The 18,158-nt window shown below is 69.8% G+C and carries 15 protein-coding genes; 11 read left to right on the top strand and 4 right to left on the bottom strand.

Annotated features, from left to right (window positions below; all coding sequences use genetic code 11):
* The first annotated feature begins 27 nt into the window (after positions 1 to 27).
* From AB0G17_RS33360 to AB0G17_RS33350, 3 genes are all read left to right on the top strand, one after another.
* A complete protein-coding gene (locus AB0G17_RS33360) occupies positions 28 to 1,248 on the top strand; it encodes a S8 family serine peptidase (protein WP_361390745.1) in 1,221 nt (406 codons plus the stop codon).
* A gap of 33 nt (positions 1,249 to 1,281) precedes the next feature.
* A complete protein-coding gene (locus tag AB0G17_RS33355) occupies positions 1,282 to 1,647 on the top strand; it encodes a WXG100 family type VII secretion target (RefSeq protein ID WP_358834520.1) in 366 nt (121 codons plus the stop codon).
* An 80-nt stretch (positions 1,648 to 1,727) separates the two neighbouring features.
* Positions 1,728 to 2,036 (top strand): WXG100 family type VII secretion target, encoded by a 309-nt coding sequence (locus AB0G17_RS33350; protein WP_361390743.1) that lies wholly within the window; start codon positions 1,728 to 1,730, stop codon positions 2,034 to 2,036.
* A 95-nt stretch (positions 2,037 to 2,131) separates the two neighbouring features.
* Here AB0G17_RS33350 and AB0G17_RS33345 read toward each other — a convergent pair whose 3' ends face one another.
* Both AB0G17_RS33345 and eccCa read right to left on the bottom strand, forming a co-directional pair.
* A complete protein-coding gene (locus AB0G17_RS33345; RefSeq protein WP_283141194.1) occupies positions 2,132 to 2,365 on the bottom strand; it encodes a DUF397 domain-containing protein in 234 nt (77 codons plus the stop codon).
* A 92-nt stretch (positions 2,366 to 2,457) separates the two neighbouring features.
* Positions 2,458 to 6,405, bottom strand: coding sequence for a type VII secretion protein EccCa (gene eccCa / locus AB0G17_RS33340; RefSeq protein WP_361390741.1), 3,948 nt, complete (start codon positions 6,403 to 6,405; stop codon positions 2,458 to 2,460).
* Positions 6,406 to 6,577: 172 nt separating this feature from the next.
* Here eccCa and eccD point away from each other — a divergent pair, with 172 nt between their 5' ends.
* From eccD to AB0G17_RS33310, 6 genes are all read left to right on the top strand, one after another.
* Entirely contained in the window at positions 6,578 to 8,047 is a 1,470-nt protein-coding gene (gene eccD, locus AB0G17_RS33335; RefSeq protein ID WP_361390739.1) for a type VII secretion integral membrane protein EccD, read from the top strand.
* 213 nt (positions 8,048 to 8,260) lie between these two features.
* Positions 8,261 to 8,551, top strand: coding sequence for a 30S ribosomal protein S15 (gene rpsO, locus AB0G17_RS33330; protein WP_344078972.1), 291 nt, complete (start codon positions 8,261 to 8,263; stop codon positions 8,549 to 8,551).
* Between the two features lie 282 nt (positions 8,552 to 8,833).
* On the top strand, positions 8,834 to 11,050 hold the full coding sequence (locus AB0G17_RS33325) for a polyribonucleotide nucleotidyltransferase (protein WP_361390737.1): 2,217 nt from the start codon (positions 8,834 to 8,836) through the stop codon (positions 11,048 to 11,050).
* Positions 11,047 to 12,426, top strand: coding sequence for a pitrilysin family protein (locus AB0G17_RS33320; protein WP_361390735.1), 1,380 nt, complete (start codon positions 11,047 to 11,049; stop codon positions 12,424 to 12,426). Before AB0G17_RS33325 ends, AB0G17_RS33320 begins: the two co-directional genes overlap by 4 nt.
* A 64-nt stretch (positions 12,427 to 12,490) precedes the next feature.
* Entirely contained in the window at positions 12,491 to 13,243 is a 753-nt protein-coding gene (gene dapB, locus AB0G17_RS33315; protein ID WP_361390733.1) for a 4-hydroxy-tetrahydrodipicolinate reductase, read from the top strand.
* A 15-nt stretch (positions 13,244 to 13,258) separates the two neighbouring features.
* Complete coding sequence (locus AB0G17_RS33310) at positions 13,259 to 13,702, top strand: hypothetical protein (RefSeq protein WP_361390731.1); 444 nt, start codon at positions 13,259 to 13,261, stop codon at positions 13,700 to 13,702.
* A 28-nt stretch (positions 13,703 to 13,730) separates the two neighbouring features.
* On the opposite strand, the gene AB0G17_RS33305 is transcribed toward AB0G17_RS33310, so the two are convergent.
* Both AB0G17_RS33305 and AB0G17_RS33300 read right to left on the bottom strand, forming a co-directional pair.
* Entirely contained in the window at positions 13,731 to 14,282 is a 552-nt protein-coding gene (locus tag AB0G17_RS33305; protein ID WP_361390729.1) for a hypothetical protein, read from the bottom strand.
* 155 nt (positions 14,283 to 14,437) lie between these two features.
* Positions 14,438 to 14,677: a hypothetical protein gene (locus AB0G17_RS33300; protein WP_361390727.1), complete on the bottom strand. Its 240-nt coding sequence runs from the start codon at positions 14,675 to 14,677 to the stop codon at positions 14,438 to 14,440.
* Between the two features lie 430 nt (positions 14,678 to 15,107).
* On the opposite strand from AB0G17_RS33300, the gene dapA reads away from it, so the two are divergent.
* Together dapA and AB0G17_RS33290 are read left to right on the top strand one after the other, a co-directional pair.
* Complete coding sequence (dapA, locus tag AB0G17_RS33295; RefSeq protein ID WP_361390725.1) at positions 15,108 to 16,007, top strand: 4-hydroxy-tetrahydrodipicolinate synthase; 900 nt, start codon at positions 15,108 to 15,110, stop codon at positions 16,005 to 16,007.
* A 134-nt stretch (positions 16,008 to 16,141) separates the two neighbouring features.
* On the top strand, positions 16,142 to 17,827 hold the full coding sequence (locus AB0G17_RS33290) for a ribonuclease J (RefSeq protein WP_361390723.1): 1,686 nt from the start codon (positions 16,142 to 16,144) through the stop codon (positions 17,825 to 17,827).
* Positions 17,828 to 18,158 lie beyond the last annotated feature (331 nt).

The raw sequence follows: 18,158 nt of genomic DNA, 5'->3' as shown, positions 1-18,158 counted from the left end.
ATCGCCGCTCAAGGAGTCCGCAGTCCCATGTTCAGCTCAGTCCGCGCAGTGCGCAGCCGCTCGGCACTTCTCGGTGCCGCGGTGGCTGCCGCGCTGGCCTGCTCCGTCGGCACCGCGCCGACGGCGCTGGCCGACGACATGCGGTCCAAGCAGTGGTACTTGGACGCGATGGACGCGGACGCCGTGGGGAAGGTCAGCACCGGCAAGGGCATCACGGTCGCGGTGATCGATACCGGCGTCCGTTCCGAGCCGGAGCTGACCGGCCGGGTGCTGGGCGGCCGCGATTTCACCGGATCCGGTGATGGCCGCAAGGACACCAACGGACATGGGACGAGCATGGCGGTGCTCATCGTCGGCAGTGGAGCCGACGGTGGGATCAAGGGACTGGCACCCGACGCGAAGGTCCTGCCTGTCAGGTCCGTTGTGGGAGAGCATGACTTCGCCGGGACGGCCATCACGACCAAGGCGATCCGTTACGCGGCTGAGTCGGACGCCCGCATCATCAGTATTTCGTTGGGAAGCGACTCGCCCAGTGAGGGCGAGAAGCAGGAGCTGGCCTCGGCTGTCACCTACGCCCTCGGCAAGGGAAAGCTGATCTTCGCCGCTGCGGGCAACAACGGTGACAAGGGCAACCAAGTCGAGTACCCGGGCGCCACCCCCGGGGTGGTGGCCGTGGGAGCGGTCGGCACGGATGGCAAGGTGGCCAAGTTCTCCAGCACCGGCAGCCACGTAGCTCTCGCCGCACCCGGCGACAAGATTCCCGCCCACTGCAGCGACGGCAACGGCTACTGCGAAACCAGCGGCACCAGCCAAGCCACCGCCCTAACCTCCGCCACAGCCGCCCTCATCTGGTCCGCCCACCCCGGCTGGACCGGCAACCAGGTGCTGCGCGTGATGATGGAGACCGCCGGGCACAACGGCAAGGTGCCGAGCCAGTACATCGGGTACGGCACCGTCCGCCCCGCCCAGGTCCTCCTCAAGGGCAACGGCAACCCGGGGCCCGCCGATGTGAACCCGCTGCTCGCCGCGCGAGGCGCCGGTACTGCCACACCCACGACTTCCCCCTCTCCCGCAGACACAGCAGACAAGGGGGCAGGCGCAGGCAGCCAGGAGACGCCGAAGGCCGAGAAGGCCGACGGGGAGTCGAAGGACTCCGCGCCCTGGACCGTCATCGCCATCATCGCCGCGGCAGCCGTCCTCATCGGCGGCGCCGTCGCGGCGGTACGTGTACGCAACAAGCGAGCGTAATCACTCGCTCGGACACTCACGAGAGGGAAGAGAATGAGCTCCAATCCCGGTGGTCAGAGCATTGGCTACGAGGCCGTCACCAAGGCCAAGAACGCCATTGAGGAAACCGCCCACGACATGAGCCAGCAGATCCGCGTGCTGGCCGACGCGATCGCCACGGTCGGCGCGGGCTGGACCGGTTCCGGTGCCGACCAGTTCAAGATCGCCCAGGACACGCTGAACACGCGTCACGACGACATCCGCCGCAAGCTGGACGTCCTCTACAACGCCGTGGTCGGTACGAAGAACCTCAACCAGCAGAACGACGAAGAGGTCGACGCCGCGTTCCGGGCGATCAACGCCCAGGGCGGTGCCACCAGCGGTGGCGTGCCCAACACCTCCGGCATCAACGGCCTCTAGGCAGCACCGCCGGGCAGCCCGCGGGCGCCCCGGCGTACGCACGCACCTCCACCACACTTCAGACTTCACGAGGAGCAGACATGGGAGACTTGGGTCCCGACCTCAAGATTCGGTATGAGAGCGTCCAGGGGATCGCGGACAGCATCCGCGCCATCTCCAAGCGCATCATGGACGACCTCGCGCGCATGGAATCGGCCGTCAACGTCGTCGCCAACACCTGGGACGGCGAGGCGCACGGTCAGTACCTGAAGGTCCAGAAGGACTACCGGCGCGACGCGCACGACATCCAGCAGACGCTGGAGAAGATCGCCAAGACGATCGAGCACGGCAAGGCCAGCTACCACCAGACCGACGTCAAGGCGTCGCGGCTGTTCACCGAGGCCTACTGAGCCCGCTGACCGCAGCGGACGGGCGCGGTAAAGGGGGTCACGCCCATCGGGCGTGACCCCCTTTCGTATGCCCCGGACCCGCCGCGCGCCAGCGCTCAGCGCAGGTCGAACTCGCCGTCCCGCGCCCCCAGGACGAACGCCGTCCACTCCGCCTCCGTGTAGCGCAGCACGGTGTCCGGGTCGAGCGACGACCGCATCGCGACGGCACCGCCGGGCAGATGGGCGATCTCCACCCGCTCCTCCGCCTCCTCGGTGCCCGGCGCGCTCAACCACTCCACGCCCGAGATGTCCAGGGCGTACAGCTCTTCCTTCTCACGTTCGCTGCCCATGTAGCACGTTCCCTTCGAAGTTCAGTGCCGGTCAGCCTAGTTGGAGCGGGCGGCTCGCACCGCCCGTTCCCACCACTGTCATCCCCCGGCCGTCACTGCTCCGGGAGCCAGCCCAGCTGCACCAGCGGGGTGCCGCGCTTGCGCGAGACGAAGTAGCCGCGGCCCTGCGGCATCGGGCGGGGGCGGACGTTGCCCAGCACGTCGCCCTCGTTCGGGTCGCCGGACAGGACCACGCCCTGCGCGCCGAGCTCCTTGATGCGCTGCATGAACGACTCGTACATCGAGCGGGAGGCGCCCGCCGAGCTGCGGGCGATGATGAAGCGGACGCCGACGTCCCGGGAGAACGGCAGGTTCTCCACCATCACCGAGAGCGGGTTGCCCGCGTTCGTCGAGACCAGCTCGTAGTCGTCGATGATGATGAAGACCTGCGGGCCCGTCCACCAGGAGCGGTCGCGCAGCTGCTGCGGGGTCACGTCCGGCGGCGGCTGGCGGCGCACCATCAGGTCCGCCAGGGCGTTCATGTGCATCTCCAGCGCGCTGGACAGCGGCGCGTACTCGAGCAGATGCGTGTCCGGGACCACGTCCAGGAGCGAGCGGCGGTAGTCACCGACGACGATCTTCGCCTCGTCCGGCGAGTACCGCTCGGAGATCTTCTGGGCGAGGTGGCGCAGCAGCGCCGTCTTGCCCGACTCGCTCTCGCCGAAGACCAGGAAGAAGGGGTCGGTCTCGAAGTCGACGAACACCGGCTCCAGGTTGGTCTCGTCGATGCCGATCGCCACACCGTGCTGCGGGTACTCGAAGCCCTTGGGCAGTTGGTCGGCCGGGAGCCGGCGGGGGAGCAGACGGACGGTCGGGGCCGCCGGGCCCTGCCAGGCCTCCTTCACCGTACGGACGAACGTCTCGGTGGCCTGGGAGAGCGTCTCGGGGTCGCACGAGCCGTCCATGCGCGGCAGAGCCGACATGAAGTGCAGCTTCTCCGCGACCTGGCCGCGGCCCGGCATGCCCACCGGCACGTTGGCGGCGACCTTGCGGTCGAACTCGGAGTCCATCGAGTCACCGAGCCGCAGCTCGAGCCGGCCCAGGATCTGGTCCTTGAGCGCGGCGCGCACCTCCATGTAGCGGGAGGCGGTGAGGATGACGTGGATGCCGTAACCAAGTCCCCGGCTGGCGATGTCCTGGACGACGCCGTCGAGCATCTCGTAGTCGCCGCGGAACGCGCTCCAGCCGTCGATGACCAGGAACACGTCGCCCCAGGCCTCGCCCGGCAGGTCACCGGCGGCGCGACGGCGCCGGTAGGTGGAGATGGAGTCGATGCCGTTGGCGCGGAAGAACTCCTCGCGCCGGTTCAGCACGCCCGCGACCTCCGCGACCGTACGCCGCACCCGCTCGGGGTCAAGGCGTGAGGCGATGCCGCCCACGTGCGGCAGGTCGGCGACGGCCGACAGGCCGCCACCGCCGAAGTCGAGCCCGTAGAACTGCACTTCGTTGGGGGTGTGGGTGAGCGCGAACGACGAGATCAGGGTGCGCATCAGCGTCGACTTGCCGGACTGCGGGCCGCCGACGACCAGCATGTGGCCGGCCGCGCCCGAGAAGTCGCGGTAGAGCACCTCGCGGCGCTGCTCGAAGGGCTTGTCGATGAGGCCGAGCGGCACGATCAGACCGCCCGGGCGCGTGTACTCCGTCGCGTTGAGACCGCGCTCGGCGGTCGCCGCGATGCCCGGCAGCAGCTGGTCGAGCGAGGGCGCGTCGTCCAGCGGCGGCAGCCACACCTGGTGGGCGGGCACGCCCTGCCCCTCCAGGCGCCGCACGATCACGTCGAGCACCGTGTCGGACAGCGCGTCGTCCTCGCCCGCGCCCCTGACGGCGGCCGGGTCGGGCGCCGCGTAGACGACCGGCACCGGGGCGGCCGTGAACAGCGCGGTCCGCCGCTCGATGGGCAGCGGGCCCACGGTCAGGTCGGGGCCGCCGGAGCGGTAGGTGCCCGACACGTACGCCGCCTTGAAGCGGACCATCTCGTCCGTGCCGAACTTGAGGTAGCCCGAACCGGGCACCGACGGCAGGTGGTAGGCGTCGGGCACGCCGAGCGCGGTGCGCGACTCGGCCGCCGAGAAGGTGCGCAGACCCACGCGGTACGAGAGGTACGTGTCCAGGCCGCGCAGCTTGCCCTCCTCCAGGCGCTGCGAGGCCAGCAGCAGGTGCACGCCCAGGGAGCGGCCGATGCGGCCGATCTGGATGAACATGTCGATGAAGTCGGGCTTGGCGGTGAGGAGTTCGGAGAACTCGTCGATCACCAGGACCAGCGAGGCCAGCGGCTCCAGCGGGGCGCCCGCCGCGCGCGCCTTCTCGTAGTCGTGCATGTTGGCGTAGTTGCCCGCCGAGCGCAGCAGCTCCTGGCGGCGCTGGAGCTCGCCGCGGATCGCGTCGCCCATGCGGTCGACCAGGGTGAGGTCGTCCGCCAGGTTGGTGATGACCGCCGCCACGTGCGGCATCTGCGACATGCCGGTGAAGGTCGCGCCGCCCTTGAAGTCCGCGAGGACGAAGTTCAGCGTCTCCGAGGTGTGGGTGACCGCGAGGCCGAGCACCAGGGTGCGCAGCAGCTCCGACTTGCCGGAGCCGGTGGCGCCCACGCACAGGCCGTGCGGGCCCATGCCCTCCTGCGCCGCCTCCTTGAGGTCCAGCATCACCGGCTGGCCGTCCTCGCCGACACCGATCGGCACCCGCAGCCGCTCGGCCGTCGAACGCGGCCGCCAGGTGCGGGCCACGTCGATGGAGCCCGCGTCCCCGAGGTTCAGCAGATCCGTGAAGTCCAGGTTGGCGAGGAGCGGCTCGTCGTCGTCACCGGTGCCCATCTGGAGCGGCGCGAGCTGGCGGGCCAGCGCCTCGGCGGCCGGCAGCGACATCTGGTCGGGCACGCCCTCGTACGCGAGCCCGAAGCCCGACTCCAGGCGGAGCCTGCCCGGCCGTACGACCACCGAGAGACCGCCGCGCGGCTCGTCGAGCTCGCCCGGCACCACCTCGATGATGGTGACGCCCTGCAGGCCCTCGGCGGCCGCGAACGCCGAGTCCGGCGGCACCATCCCGCCGTCCAGGACCACCACCAGGTGCGGCTGGTCCAGGACCGGCTGGTTGTCCCGGCTGAACCGGGGCCGCCCGTCCAGCCTGCTGTGCAGCAGCAGCTCCAGCTCGCCCAGGTCGTCACCGAACAGCCGCTTCGTACCGGCCCCGTCGACCTGGCCGGGCACCTGGGTGTGCGGCAGCCACTTCGTCCAGTCCCAGCGCGCCACCGCGCCAGGCGCCGCCACCACCGCGACCATCAGGTCGTCGGGGGAGTGCAGCGTCACCAGCTGCGCCACCAGCGCGCGCGCCGCCGACTGGGAGGCGTCCGGGTCGCCGGAGACCGTCACGTGGTAGAAGGCGCGCATCGAGACCGCCATCGGCAGCCCGTCCAGCGAGCCGTGCACCGCGAGGAACTGCTGCATGGCGCCCGCGCACAGCGGCTCCAGCTCGTCCACCGGCGCCGTCTCGGGCGCTATGAGCGGGGTGGCGAGCTGCTGGGCGCCCAGGCCGATCCGGGCCTGACCGAAGTCGTCGTCGCCGACCCGGCGCTCCCAGACCCGCGAGCCCTCCGCGACCACCGACCACAACTGCTCGGGCGCCGGGTGCAGATACAGCTGCGCGTCGCGCTGGCGGCGCGCGGTCTTGCGCACCGCACGCCGTGTCTGCGCGAGGTACTTGAGGTAGTCGCGCCGGACATCTGCCATTTGCCCCTGCGCACCCTTGCGGAACTTCACCAGCTGCGCGATCACCATGGCCAGCGTCGACACCAGCATCAGCGCGCCCATGATCTTCATGAACGGCGCGGAGTTGGGCATGAAGAAGAAGACCACCGAGGAGCCCATGCCGAGCATCGGCAGGAGCTGCATCAGCATCGACTCCTGCTGTCCGCGCGGCAGCTCCGGCGGCGCCTCCAGCCGCAGTTCGTCCGAGGACACTTCGGGCGGCAAGGACCGCGGCGGGCGTTTGACGACGATCTGGCTCACCGGAGCATCAATCCCTCGATACGGACGGTCACTTGCGTTCCGGCGCCCCCGTGACCGCTCATTTCGGGGACTTCCTGCGCGCGACGGTGATCCTACTTGCAGCCTGTGACACCGGAGCCCGGTAGGGTGGCGCGCGCAGTGTGCGCAACCGCGAATCAGGGGGTCCGAGGACGTGAGTACGACCGCAGCGACAGGCTTCTGCCGGGTCACGGTGGTGGCGCCCGACAGTCGCATCGATGTGGCCCTCCCGGAGGACATCGCCGTCGCCGACGTCTATCCGGAGATTCTCCGGCTCACCGGGCAGACCCAGCCGGCGGGCGCGCCCACCGGCTACCACCTGGTGCGCCGCGACGGCACCGTCCTCGACGGCGCCCGCACCCTGGCCGCCCAGCAGGTTCTCGACGGGGAGCTGCTGAGCCTGCGCCCGTTCGCCGAGTCGCTGCCGCCGGCCGTCTTCGACGACGTCTCGGACGCCGTCGCCTCCGCCGTCACCCGCGACCGCCATCTGTGGAGCGACGACCTGCTGCGCGGCGCGGGCCTGGTCGGCGGCGTCCTGCTGCTCGTCCTGATGGGCTTCGTCCTCTGGTACGCGGACCCGGTCGACCACGACATGCACGGCCTGCCCGGCATCATCGCGGGCTCCGCCGGACTGCTGCTCACCGCCTTCGCGGGGGTGCGGGCCCGGGTCTACTCCGACCGCCCCAGCGCCGTGGCCCTGGGCCTGGGCGCGCTGCCGCTGCTGCTCATCGCGGGCTCCGGCATCATCGGCCCGGACGCCGGCGACGGCCCCGGCAAGCTCCAGTTCCTGCTCGGCTGCGTCACCGTCCTGGTCGCCTCGGTGTCCCTGGTCGTCCTGACCCCGAGCGGCGACGCCCCGTTCGTGGCGGCCACCTTCCTCGCCGCCACCGGCACCCTCGCCACCTTCGTCGCGATCCTCACCGAGTCCAGCGCCACCCGCACGGCCGCGGTCTGCGCCCCGGTCGCCATCGGCCTGGTCGCCTTCCTGCCCGGCCTCTCGGCCCGCTTCGCCCGGCTCCCCATCGGCTACGCGTCCCCGCGCAGCGCCACCGCCGACGACTTCGGCGCCGAGCCCAGCACCCCCGAGGCCCGCCCCGTCGACGCCGAGCGCATCGCCGCCCAGGCCCGGCGCGGCCACGAGATGCTGCTCGGCCTGGTCGGCGGCTGCGCCGCGACCGTGGTCGGCTCCGCCGCCGTCCTCGGCTTCTCGCACGACATCTACGGCCAGCTGCTCGCGCTCGCGGCCGGGCTCGCCATGCTGCTGCGCGCACGCCTGTTCCGCTACACCTCGCAGGTCGCCTGCGTCCTGGTGGCCGGGATAGCCGCGATCGCCCTGCTGGTCCTCGGCCTCTCCCTGAACCCGCCCGGTGACCTGCTGTACGACTTCGTCCGCTACGGCGACCGCGGCTCCCTCGACATCCGTACGATCTGGCTCTCCGCGGCCGTCGCGGCCGGCGCTGCCCTGATCACCGCCATCGGCCTGATCATCCCGAAGAAGGGCCTCTCGCCCTTCTGGGGCCGCACCCTCGACCTCGCCGAGGGCGCCGTGCTGCTCTCGCTGGTCCCGCTCTGCCTGGCCGTCCTGGACGTCTTCGACCGGGCCCGCTCGCTGACCAGCGGCTGACCGGGACCCCGGGACACGCCCGGGGCGCCCGGAACCCCCGATCGGACGAGTCCCGCCGTACTGGTACGCTGTGTGACGGCCGTTTGTGTACGCGTCTTCGGATTCTTCTGGAGGCTGCGCCCAGCGGATCCCCGCCTCCCGAGTAACGGAAGCTCCCCTGAGACAAAGACCAGGGGCACTCGGTGGCACATTTCGACTTACGAGGAGTACCGAGTGTCTCTCGACGCCGCTACGAAGAAGCAGATCATGTCCGAGTTCGGCCAGAAGGAGGGCGACACCGGCTCCCCCGAGGTCCAGGTCGCCATGCTCTCCCGCCGCATCTCGGACCTGACCGAGCACCTCAAGACCCACAAGCACGACCACCACTCCCGTCGTGGTCTGCTGATCCTGGTGGGCCAGCGCCGCCGCCTGCTGCAGTACCTGGCCAAGAAGGACATCCAGCGCTTCCGTACGCTGGTCGACCGCCTGGGCATCCGCCGCGGTGCGGCCGGCGGCGCCAAGTAAGTCGCCGTGAAGGGAGCGGTTCCCCACCTATGAGGGGGCCGCTCCCTTTGCCGTACGTGCGGGACGTACCGGACGCTCAGTAGTCTGGTCGTACAACGCAACACACGATGAGCGAGAAGCCTCCTCCCGCCGCCGGTCCTCGGTAGTGGCCTCCGGGGAGACAACGCCCCCGGATGCTTCGATCGAAGACCGGCCCGCAGCCCAGGAGGGCTTCTCCGCCACACCGTCCCCCCGCCACACGGGCCCGGGGACGAAAGACGATGAGTATCGGAGAAAATGCTAGTGGAGAACGAGACCCACTACGCCGAGGCCGTTATTGACAACGGATCCTTCGGCACCCGCACCATCCGCTTCGAGACGGGCCGCCTGGCCAAGCAGGCCGCCGGCTCCGCCGTCGCGTACCTGGACGACGACACGATGGTCCTGTCGGCCACCACCGCGTCCAAGAAGCCCAAGGACCAGCTCGACTTCTTCCCCCTGACGGTGGACGTCGAGGAGCGGATGTACGCGGCCGGCAAGATCCCCGGCTCCTTCTTCCGCCGGGAGGGCCGCCCCTCCGAGGACGCGATCCTCACCTGCCGGCTGATCGACCGCCCGCTGCGCCCGTCCTTCAAGAAGGGCCTGCGCAACGAGATCCAGGTCGTCGCCACGATCATGGCGCTCAACCCGGACCACCTCTACGACGTGGTCGCCATCAACGCCGCCTCCTGCTCCACGCAGCTGGCCGGCCTGCCCTTCTCCGGCCCGATCGGCGGCGTCCGCGTCGCGCTGATCCGCGGCCAGTGGGTGGCCTTCCCGACGCACACCGAGCTCGAGGACGCCGTCTTCGACATGGTCGTCGCGGGCCGCGCCCTTGAGGACGGCGACGTCGCGATCATGATGGTCGAGGCCGAGGCCACCGAGAAGACCATCCAGCTGGTCAAGGGCGGCGCCGAGGCGCCGACCGAGGAGGTCGTCGCCGCCGGTCTGGACGCCGCGAAGCCCTTCATCAAGGTGCTCTGCAAGGCCCAGGCCGAGCTCGCCGCCAAGGCCGCGAAGCCGACCGGCGAGTTCCCGGTCTTCCTCGACTACCAGGACGACGTCCTGGAGGCGCTCACCACCGCGGTCAAGGGCGAGCTCGCCCAGGCGCTGACCATCGCGGGCAAGCTGGACCGCGAGGCCGAGCTGGACCGCGTCAAGGAGCTGGCCGCCGAGAAGCTCCTGCCGGCCTTCGAGGGCCGCGAGAAGGAGATCTCCGCCGCGTACCGCGCGCTGACCAAGAAGCTGGTCCGCGAGCGCGTCATCAAGGACAAGGTCCGCATCGACGGCCGCGGGATCACGGACATCCGTACCCTGGCCGCCGAGGTCGAGGCCATCCCGCGCGTGCACGGCTCGGCGCTGTTCGAGCGTGGCGAGACCCAGATCCTGGGCGTCACCACGCTGAACATGCTCCGTATGGAGCAGCAGCTGGACACCCTTTCCCCGGTGACCCGCAAGCGCTACATGCACAACTACAACTTCCCGCCGTACTCGGTCGGCGAGACCGGCCGCGTGGGCTCGCCCAAGCGCCGCGAGATCGGCCACGGCGCGCTCGCCGAGCGCGCCATCGTGCCGGTGCTGCCGACGCGCGAGGAGTTCCCCTACGCGATCCGTCAGGTGTCCGAGGCCCTCGGCTCCAACGGCTCGACGTCCATGGGCTCGGTCTGCGCCTCCACCATGTCGCTGCTGAACGCCGGTGTGCCGCTCAAGGCCCCCGTCGCCGGTATCGCCATGGGTCTGATCTCGCAGGAGATCGACGGCAAGACGCACTACGTCGCCCTCACCGACATCCTCGGTGCGGAGGACGCCTTCGGCGACATGGACTTCAAGGTCGCCGGTACGAAGGAGTTCGTCACCGCCCTCCAGCTCGACACCAAGCTGGACGGCATCCCGGCCTCCGTCCTGGCCGCGGCCCTCAAGCAGGCCCGCGACGCCCGCCTCCACATCCTCGACGTGATGATGGAAGCGATCGACACGCCGGACGAGATGTCCCCGAACGCCCCGCGGATCATCACCGTCAAGATCCCGGTGGACAAGATCGGTGAGGTCATCGGCCCCAAGGGCAAGATGATCAACCAGATCCAGGAGGACACCGGCGCCGAGATCACGATCGAGGACGACGGCACCATCTACATCGGTGCCCAGGTCGGCTCGCAGGCCGAGGCCGCCCGCGCCACGATCAACGCGATCGCCAACCCGACCATGCCGGAGGTCGGCGAGCGCTACCTGGGTACGGTCGTCAAGACCACCACCTTCGGTGCCTTCGTCTCCCTCATGCCCGGCAAGGACGGTCTGCTGCACATCTCGCAGATCCGCAAGCTCGCCGGTGGCAAGCGCGTGGAGAACGTCGAGGACGTGCTCGCGGTCGGCTCCAAGGTCCAGGTCGAGATCGCGGAGATCGACTCCCGCGGCAAGCTCTCGCTGATCCCGGTTGTCGAGGGTGAAGACGGCGACGAGACGAAGGACGACACCGACAAGTGACGTCCCGTAGCTCCAAGACGACGGCCCGCACCTCCTCGGAGGCGCGGGCCGTCGCCCGTACCCAAACGCTTCTCCAGGGCACGGGCGGCATCGGTACCGTCCGCCGCACGACCCTGCCCGGCGGCCTGCGCGTCGTCACCGAGACCCTGCCCTCCGTACGGTCGGCGACCTTCGGCATCTGGGTCCAGGTCGGCTCCCGCGACGAGACGCCCACGCTCAACGGCGCCACGCACTATCTGGAGCACCTCCTCTTCAAGGGCACGCGCAAGCGCAGCGCCCTCGACATCTCCGCCGCGATCGACGCGGTCGGCGGCGAGATGAACGCCTTCACGGCGAAGGAGTACACCTGCTACTACGCGCGCGTGCTCGACACCGACCTGCCGCTGGCGATCGACATCGTCTGCGACATGCTGACCGGCTCCCTCATCCTCGAAGAGGACGTGGACGCCGAGCGCGGTGTCATCCTCGAAGAGATCGCGATGACCGAGGACGACCCGGGCGACTGTGTGCACGACCTGTTCGCGCACACCATGCTCGGCGACACCCCGCTGGGCCGCCCGGTCCTCGGCACGGTCGACACGATCAACGCGCTGACCCGGGCGCAGGTCGCCCGCTTCTACAAGAAGCACTACGACCCGCGCCACCTGGTCGTGGCGGCCGCCGGAAACGTCGACCACGCCACCGTCGTACGCCAGGTCCGCAAGGCCTTCGAGAAGGCCGGCGCGCTCAGCCGTACGGACGCGGTCCCGCTCGCCCCGCGCGAGGGCGCCCGCACCCTGAAGACGGCCGGCCGCGTCGAGCTCCTGGGCCGGCGCACCGAGCAGGCGCACGTCGTCCTCGGCATGCCGGGCCTGGCCCGCACCGACGAGCGCCGCTGGGCGCTCGGCGTGCTGAACACGGCCCTGGGCGGCGGCATGTCGTCCCGCCTCTTCCAGGAGGTACGGGAGAAGCGCGGCCTCGCCTACAGCGTGTACTCGTACACCTCAGGCTTCGCCGACTGCGGCCTGTTCGGCGTGTACGCGGGCTGCCGGCCCAGCCAGGTCCACGACGTCCTGAAGATCTGCCGGGACGAGCTGGACCGGGTCGCCTCGGACGGACTGTCGGACGAGGAGATCGGCCGCGCGGTCGGCCAGCTCTCCGGCTCGACCGTCCTGGGCCTTGAGGACACGGGCGCGCTGATGAACCGCATCGGCAAGAGCGAGCTGTGCTGGGGCACCCAGATGTCGGTCGACGACATGCTGGCCCGGATAGCCGCGGTCACCCCGGACGAGGTCCGCGAGGTGGCCCGTGATGTGCTGGGTCAGCGTCCCTCGCTGTCCGTCATAGGCCCGCTGAAGGACAAGCAGGCCGACCGCCTCCACGAAGCGGTCTCCTGATCCGTACGTGTACGCAAGGACGTTGTACGCAGAGACGTTGTACGCAAGGACGTAAGGAAGCAACATGAGCAAGCTGCGCGTGGCGGTACTCGGCGCCAAGGGCCGCATCGGTTCCGAAGCGGTACGGGCCGTGGAAGCGGCCGAGGACATGGAGCTGGTGGCCGCGCTCGGCCGGGGCGACAAGCTGGAGGCGCTCGCCGACGCGGACGCCCAGGTCGTGGTCGAACTGACCACCCCCGCCTCGGTGATGGGCAACCTCGACTTCTGTGTGCGCCATGGGATGCACGCGGTCGTCGGCACCACCGGCTGGACCGAGGACCGCCTCGCGCAGCTCACCACCTGGCTGGACGGCTCGCCGTCCACGGGTGTGCTCATCGCGCCGAACTTCTCCATCGGGGCCGTCCTGACGATGAAGTTCGCGCAGCTCGCCGCCCCCTACTTCGAGTCCGTCGAGGTCGTCGAGCTGCACCACCCCAACAAGGTGGACGCGCCCTCGGGTACCGCGACGCGCACCGCGCAGCTGATCGCGGCGGCCCGCGCCGAGGCGGGCGTGGGTCCCGCGCCGGACGCCACGGCGACGGCGCTGGACGGGGCGCGCGGTGCGGACGTCGACGGCGTCCCGGTCCACGCGGTCCGGCTGCGCGGCCTGCTGGCGCACCAGGAGGTCCTCCTGGGCGCCGAGGGCGAGACGCTGACGATCCGTCATGACTCGCTCCACCACAGCAGCTTCATGCCGGGCATCCTGCTCGGCGCGCGCCGCGTGGTGACCACTCCCGGCCTGACCTTCGGCCTGGAACACTTCCTCGACCTGAACTGAGCTGGACTGCCGGTCATGCGCGCAAAGATCACTTACTTCATCACGGCTGCCGTCCTGGTCTTCTACTTCGTCCTGGCCGGCAGCCGGGGCGTGATGCTCATCCAGGACGGCACGCTGATCACCGTCACGATGGGGATCGCCGTCCTGGTGCTGCCGCTGATCGGCATCTGGTTCCTCTGGGCCAACACCCGCTTCGTGACCCGGGCCAACGCCCTTGCCGCCGAACTGGAGGCCGAGGGCGGCCTCCCGGTCGACGAACTGGTCCGCACCCCGGCCGGCCGCATCGACCGCGACTCGGCCGACGCGGTCTTCGCCCGCCGCAAGGCGGAGACGGAGGACGCGCCGAACGACTGGCGCTGCTGGTTCCGCCTGGCAGTGGCCTACCAGGACGCCCGCGACACCCCCCGGGCGCGCCAGGCGATGCAGCGGGCGATCACGTTGCGACAGGCGGCGGAGTAGTCAGTACGCCCCGGGGCGCGGCCCCGGGTCAGACGCGCCCGTACTCCGCGCCCCAGGCCTCCACCGTGTCCGCCGCCCGGTCGAACGCCTCGACCCGCGAGAGGAAGTCCGCGTTGTGGTCGGTGAGCAGCACGGGAAGGGTCGCGCCACCGGAGCGGGAGGCGAGCAGCGCCTGCCCCTGCACGGTCCGGGGCAGCCCCAGCCACCGCACCGGCTGCTGAACCGTCCGTACGTTCTCGATCTGCTGCCACGCCACCGTCGAGGTGCTCAGGAAGCGGACACGCCGCAACCCGGCCCGGCTGACCCAGATACCCATCCGCAGCAGCCGCAGCGCCGACGCGATCACCAGGAGCGCGAAGGCCAGCACCGCGAGCGCCTCGGCCGGGCTTCCCGTGAAGGCGATGATCACCGACGCGAGCAGCACGAACGAGGCGAGGAGCAGCAGCAGCGCGGCCGCTCCGACCCGCCAGGGGCCCGGGCGGTAGGGACGCCGCCAGCGGTCGTGGTCGTCGAAGGGCAGCGCGACGTCGTCGGCGGTCGCATCGAATGCGCGGTCGGCCGTCAGGAAGGGCAGGGGCACGACTGATCCTCACTCACAAGCACGCTCGATTGGCTGTGCCCGGTGAGGCTACCCAGGAGGCATTCGGACGACCACCTCAGGGGGGCCAGGGGGGTGCCTCCCACGCCATTCGGCCCACGTCATTCGGCCCACGTCATTCGGCCGAAGCGCGAGAGTCAGCGGCCGTCCGCGGCCTGGGGCTGCTGGGAGTGGCCCGGCGACTGGCTCGACTCCATCGCGGGCATGCCGAACAGGAGCGAGCCCGCGAGCCCGGCCACCACGATGAGCCCGACCAGCGTACGGCCCACTATGCGCCCGGCGCCGGGTCGCTCGCGTGGCGGCGGGGCGACATTGCTGCGGAACCGGTCGGCCTCGGCGACGAACGTGAACGGGACGGACTCCCGCCGACGGAACATGAGGGGCTTCTCCTTGCCTCTGGGGTTGTGGGTGCCTGAAGGGCAGACCCTGGTGTTGTGCTCGAACTGTGGTGCGTCTACTGGTACAGACGCACGGAGTTGAGGATTGGTGCCCGAATTCCCCGAATTGGCCGAACAATTCCCTGACGGATCGTCAGACAGCGTGCTCGCGGCTTGATCAACTCCCCGATGCGGACCGGCACGACAGCCCCTTCGCACTCCCCCCATAACTGGCCCGAATCCGCCCGCACGGGCACAGATGTGCGGATAGGCCCCGCAAAGTGTCCGTATTGCGGCGTTTCGTGAAGTTCATCTAGGCTGATCAAACGGACCCGGCACTGCTTGAACCCCCGAGCAGGCAGTGCCGGGCTCCCTCTGCCAGGTCCCCCGAGGGGACACCCGGCGCTGAGCAGCGAGTAGCGTGTTACCCATGGCTCCGATCTCCACTCCGCAGACCCCCTTCGGGCGGGTCCTCACCGCCATGGTCACGCCCTTCACGGCGGACGGCGCACTCGACCTCGACGGCGCCCAGCGGCTCGCCGTCCACCTGGTCGACGCAGGTAACGACGGACTGATCGTCAACGGCACCACCGGCGAGTCCCCGACCACCAGTGACGCGGAGAAAGACCAGCTCGTACGGGCCGTACTGGAAGCGGTCGGAGACCGGGCGCACGTCGTCGCCGGCATCGGCACCAATGACACGCGTCACACCCTGGAGCTGGCCCGCACGGCCGAGCGCTCCGGCGTACACGGCCTGCTCGCCGTGACGCCGTACTACAACAAGCCCCCTCAGGAGGGCCTGTACCGGCACTTCTCGGCCATCGCCGACGCCACCGAGCTCCCGGTGATGCTCTACGACATCCCGGGCCGCAGTGGTGTCCCGATCGACACCGAAACCCTGGTGCGCCTCGCCGAGCACCCGCGTATCGTCGCCAACAAGGACGCCAAGGGCGACCTCGGCCGTGCCAGCTGGGCCATCGCCCGCTCCGGCCTCGCCTGGTACTCCGGCGACGACATGCTCAACCTCCCGCTGCTCTCGGTCGGCGCGGTCGGCTTCGTCTCGGTCGTCGGCCACGTGGTCACCCCCGAGCTGCGCGCGCTCCTGGACGCGTACCTCTCGGGCAACGTCCAGAAGGCCACCGAGATCCACCAGCGGCTGCTCCCGGTGTATACGGGCATGTTCCGTACCCAGGGAGTGATCACCAGCAAGGCCGCGCTCGCCCTCCAGGGCCTGCCCGGCGGACCGCTGCGACTGCCGATGATTGACCTGACGGCGGAGGAAACCGCCCAGCTCAAGATCGATCTTGCGGCCGGCGGGGTACAGCTGTAGCCCCTGCGGGGTAGAGCTGTCACCACAGACTTCACAACTGAATACGAAGAACGAAACAGACAACAGCAAGTGCACGAATGTCATGCGCGCCACGTGCCTGGGAGGTACGTGGCGTGCGTGGTGAGGAGAGTCTTTTGAGTCATCCGCATCCCGAACTCGGCACCCCGCCGCAGCTTCCCAAGAACGGCCTGCGCGTCACCCCGCTCGGCGGTCTCGGCGAAATCGGCCGGAACATGACGGTCTTCGAGTACGGCGGCCGCCTGCTCATCGTCGACTGCGGCGTCCTCTTCCCCGAGGAGGAGCAGCCGGGCGTCGACCTGATCCTGCCGGACTTCAGCAGCATCAGGGACCGCCTCGACGACATCGAGGGCATCGTGCTCACGCACGGCCACGAGGACCACATCGGCGGTGTCCCGTACCTGCTCCGCGAGAAGCCGGACATCCCGCTGATCGGCTCCAAGCTGACCCTCGCGCTGATCGAGGCGAAGCTCCAGGAGCACCGGATCCGCCCGTACACGCTGGAGGTCGCTGAGGGCGACCGCGAGCGCCTGGGCCCCTTCGACTGCGAGTTCATCGCGGTCAACCACTCCATCCCCGACGCCCTCGCGGTAGCCATCCGCACCCCCGCGGGCCTGGCCGTCGCCACCGGCGACTTCAAGATGGACCAGCTCCCGCTGGACGGGCGCCTCACCGACCTGCACGCGTTCGCCCGGCTGAGCGAGGAGGGCATCGACCTCCTCCTCTCCGACTCGACGAACGCCGAGGTCCCCGGCTTCGTGCCGCCGGAGCGGGACATCTCCAACGTCCTGCGCACGGTGTTCGCGAACGCCGACAAGCGGATCATCGTGGCCAGCTTCGCCAGCCATGTGCACCGCATCCAGCAGATCCTGGACGCCGCCCACGAGTACGGCCGCAGGGTCGCCTTCGTCGGCCGCTCGATGGTCCGCAACATGGGCATCGCGCGCGACCTCGGCTACCTCCGGGTCCCCGCGGGCCTGGTCGTGGACGTCAAGACGCTCGACGACCTGCCGGACGACGAGGTCGTGCTGGTCTGCACCGGTTCGCAGGGCGAGCCCATGGCGGCGCTGTCCCGGATGGCCAACCGCGACCACCAGATCCGGATCGTCCAGGGCGACACCGTGATCCTGGCGTCGTCCCTGATCCCCGGCAACGAGAACGCGGTCTACCGCGTCATCAACGGCCTGACCCGCTGGGGCGCCAACGTCGTCCACAAGGGCAACGCCAAGGTGCACGTCTCGGGCCACGCCTCGGCCGGCGAGCTGCTGTACTTCTACAACATCTGCAAGCCGAAGAACCTGATGCCGGTCCACGGCGAATGGCGCCACCTGCGGGCGAACGCGGAGCTCGGAGCCCTCACCGGCGTCCCGAAGAACCACATCGTCATCGCCGAGGACGGCGTGGTCGTCGACCTGGTCGACGGTGCCGCCAAGATCGTCGGCAAGGTCCAGGCGGGTTACGTGTACGTGGACGGCCTCTCGGTCGGCGACGTCACCGAGTCCTCGCTCAAGGACCGCCGCATCCTCGGGGACGAAGGCATCATCTCGGTCTTCGTGGTCGTCGACTCGTCGAGCGGCAAGATCGTCAGCGGTCCGACGATCCAGGCGCGCGGTTCCGGCATCGAGGACTCGGCCTTCAACCCCGTGGTCTCGAAGGTCGAAGAGGCGCTGAACAAGTCCGCCCAGGACGGCGTCGTCGAGCCGCACCAGCTCCAGCAGCTGATCCGCCGCTCGGTCGGCAAGTGGGTCTCGGACACGTACCGTCGGCGCCCGATGATCCTCCCTGTGGTCGTCGAGGTCTGACGACCCATCGGGTACTGACGGCGTACGCCCGGAGCGGGGCCCCTCGATTTGCATCGGGGAGCCCCGCTCCAGTACGTTTACATCTCCTCCAGACGGGAACCCGGCACCTTCGCGTGCCTCCCGCGTCATCGACGCGGGGACAGGGAAGCCGAACGGCAGGGAAATTCCGACTCAGAATCTCTGATAAAGTCGGAGCCGCCGGAAAGGGAAACGCGAAAGCGGAAACCTGGAAAGCGCCGAGGAAATCGGATCGAGAAACGGTCTGATAGAGTCGGAAACGAAGGAAGCGCCCGGAGGGCCCGGAAACGGGAACAAAGGAAGCGTCCGTACC

Origin of the sequence: Streptomyces sp. NPDC023838, from assembly GCF_040639555.1 — a bacterium.
In the GTDB taxonomy this organism is placed as follows: Bacteria; Actinomycetota; Actinomycetes; order Streptomycetales; family Streptomycetaceae; genus Streptomyces.
Note: the sequence above shows the minus strand (reverse complement) of the source record. Positions and strands in the feature narration are given on the sequence as shown.